The organism is Microbacterium sp. 13-71-7 (genome assembly GCF_002257455.1).
GTDB lineage: Bacteria > Actinomycetota > Actinomycetes > Actinomycetales > Microbacteriaceae > Microbacterium.
Genome location: NZ_NCKN01000354.1, coordinates 1 through 2,777, shown reverse-complemented (window position 1 = coordinate 2,777; position 2,777 = coordinate 1). Strand labels below are relative to the sequence as shown.

The 2,777-nt window shown below is 73.0% G+C and carries 2 protein-coding genes and 2 pseudogenes; all 4 read left to right on the top strand.

Going from position 1 to position 2,777, the window contains the following annotated elements; genetic code table 11:
• A pseudogene (locus B7X32_RS20110) lies at nt 1-612 on the top strand (hypothetical protein); the annotation flags it as partial.
• Nucleotides 609-1,892: an amidohydrolase family protein gene (locus B7X32_RS20105; RefSeq protein WP_292723819.1), complete on the top strand. Its 1,284-nt coding sequence runs from the start codon at nt 609-611 to the stop codon at nt 1,890-1,892. The pseudogene B7X32_RS20110 and the gene B7X32_RS20105, both read left to right, overlap by 4 nt.
• A 22-nt stretch (nt 1,893-1,914) precedes the next feature.
• Nucleotides 1,915-2,346: a cupin domain-containing protein gene (locus B7X32_RS20100; protein WP_292723817.1), complete on the top strand. Its 432-nt coding sequence runs from the start codon at nt 1,915-1,917 to the stop codon at nt 2,344-2,346.
• A gap of 62 nt (nt 2,347-2,408) precedes the next feature.
• Nucleotides 2,409-2,777 (top strand): annotated as a pseudogene (locus B7X32_RS20095) (amino acid ABC transporter substrate-binding protein); the annotation flags it as partial.

The following is a 2,777-nucleotide window of genomic DNA, read 5'->3' as shown; positions in this document are numbered from 1 at the left end:
GTCGGCTACGGCCCCGTCGGCGAAGGGGTCTCGGCGCACCTGCGCGCCCTCGGCGCGAGGGTCGGCGTCGCAGAGACCGATCCGGTGCGAGCACTCCGCGCCGCGCACGACGGCTACGAGACCGGACACCTGCGCGCCCTCGCGCCCGGTGCGCTGGTCATCTCCGCCACGGGCGCCCCGCACACCGTCGATGCCGAGACCCTGCGCGTAGCGCGGGTCGTGGCGGTCGCCGGTGGTGTGCCGAGTGAAGTCGATGTCGACGTCGCCGGCCTCCTCCCGCTCGAGCTCGCCGGCGCCGCACTCCCTCATCTCGAGCGCGCGGGCGAGGGCGCGCTGCTCGTGGCACGAGGCGGGTGCGTCAACCTCGCGGCGGCCGAGGGAAATCCGATCGAGATCATGGATCTCTCCTTCGCGGTGCAGCTGTCCGCCGTGGCGCAGCTGCTCGGCACGCCGCTGCCGGCCGGCGTGCACCGCTTCCCCGAGGAGGCCGACGACGCGGTCGCGCGTGCCGCGCTGGCCGCCCGCGGCGAAGCGCTCGAAGTCCGCAGCGACGCGCAGCTCCGCGCCCAGCATGACTGGCGCTCGCCCCGGTACCGGGAGGGCGCGGCATGAGCGGCGTGACCCTGTACTCGGCGGGGCAGGTCTTCCCCATCACCGCCCCGCCGATCGCCGACGGAGCCGTCGCGGTGCAGAACGGCAGGATCCTGCACGTGGGCGAGCGATCCTGGGTGCGGCGCTCCCTCGCCGACCGAGGCGTCGCGGCCACGGAAGTGCACTGGCCCGGGGTACTGATCCCCGGGCTCGTCAACGCGCACACCCACCTGCAGTACACCGGCATGGCCGAAGTCGGACGCGGACGCTACCAGGGCTTCGAGGACTGGGTCACGGCGTTCGATCCCGTGTACGAGAGCGGGCGGGACTGGGTCGCGGATGCCGCAGACGGCGCCGCGCAGCTGATCCGCACCGGCACGACCGCCGCCGCCGACGTCGTTACCGACAGCTCCGCGGCCTCCGCGCTGCACGATGCCCGTCTGCACGGCATCACCTACTGGGAGGTGATGAGCTGGACCAACGCGGAGTGGGCCCGCACGGGGCGTCGCCAGGTCGAGGACGCGCTGGACGCGCTGCCCACGCCTCCGGGCACAGGACTGTCGCCGCACGCGCCGTACTCCCTCGACATCGAACCCCTGCTGGAGATCCCCGACATCGTCCGCGAGCGCGGCAGCCGGATCCACATCCACCTGGGCGAGGCGGCGTTCGAGAGCGAGTTCGCGCACGACCAGGCCCACGCCTGGCATACGGCCGGTCTCGCGAGCTTTCAGGAGCTGCGCGACGCGGGCTTCGGCACCAGCGCCACCGAGTTCGTGGACCAGCTCGGCGTGCTCGGCCCCGACTGCCACATCGCGCACGGCGTCTACATGAGCGCCCGCGACCGCGCGATCCTGCGCGAGCGGCACACGAGCGTCGCGCTGTGTCCCCGCTCGAACGCGGTGATCGGACTGGAGGAGCCGCCGATCGCGGCCTATCTGCGCGAGGGCAACCCGATCGCCGTGGGCACCGACTCGCTCTCGTCGAGCCCTTCGCTCGACCTGCTCGCCGACGTCGCCGAGCTCGCGCGCATCGCCCGGTCCCAGGGATACACCGATCGCGACCTGCACGCACGGCTGCTGAACGCCGCCACCCTCGGCGGCGCCCACGCGATGGGGATCGACGTCGGCCCGGACCGCACCGGCTACCTGGCCGTCGGGGCGCTCGCGGATCTCGCGTTCTTCGACGTCCCGCCGGGCGCGGATGCGGTCGCGGAACTCGTGGAGGCCGGAACGGGCCGATCCGCCGCGACCGTGATCGCCGGCGAGGTCCGCCATTCCACGACAGCCTTCGAAACCCCCTGAACGCCTGCAAGGGAGACACCACATGACTGCGCCCGCCCCTTCGACCGCGATCCGTCTCGGGCTCGAGCCGCACCCCGAGGGCGGCTGGTTCCGCCGCACCTGGACGAGCCGGAACCCGATCGAGACCGCCGGCGGCACCCGCCCCGCGGCCACCTGCATCCATTACCTCCTCACGCCGGAGGAATCGAGCGCCTGGCACGTCGTCTCCAGCGATGAGCTCTGGCTCTGGCACGGACCGGGCCGCCTCGAGCTCAGCCTCGGCGGATCCGGTGCTGCGCCGGGAGAGTCGGAGGCGATCGTGCTCGGCCCCGACGACGTCGCGCAGGCACTCGTGCCGGCCGGCGTCTGGCAGGCCGCGCGTCCGCTGGACGACCGCGAGGTCCTCGTCTCCTGTTTCGTTTCGCCGGGTTTCGACTTCGCCGACTGGCGACTCGCCGATTCCTCTACGGTATGAACGGGGCACCTGCGCCTGCAGTCACGCCCGTCCGCCCCCGCACCCGCATCTCAGGAGTATCCGTGTCCCTCGCACCCGCTCTGCGCCGCGTCGCGCTCGTCTCGACGATCGCCGTCGCCGCCCTCTCCCTCGCCGCCTGCAGCGGCTCCGCCGCGTCCGCCCCGTCCGCCGGCGCCGACGCCACCGGGGCGGCTCTGCAGACCGTCACCGCGGGCAAGCTGACGATCGCGACCGGCGACCCCGACTACGAGCCGTGGTTCGCAGACAACGACCCGTCGAACGGCAAGGGCTTCGAGGGCGCCGTCGCCCACGCCGTCGCCGCGGAGCTGGGGTTCTCCGACAAGCAGATCGTGTGGACGCGCACCGGCTTCGACGCCGCGATCGCCCCGGGCCCGAAGGACTGGGACCTCAACATCCAGCAGTTCTCGATC

Excerpts from the sequence above, each read along its gene's own strand:
- B7X32_RS20100 (WP_292723817.1), top strand. The coding sequence starts at position 1,915 with ATGACTGCGCCCGCCCCTTCGACCGCGATCCGTCTCGGGCTCGAGCCG.
- B7X32_RS20105 (WP_292723819.1), top strand. The coding sequence starts at position 609 with ATGAGCGGCGTGACCCTGTACTCGGCGGGGCAGGTCTTCCCCATCACC.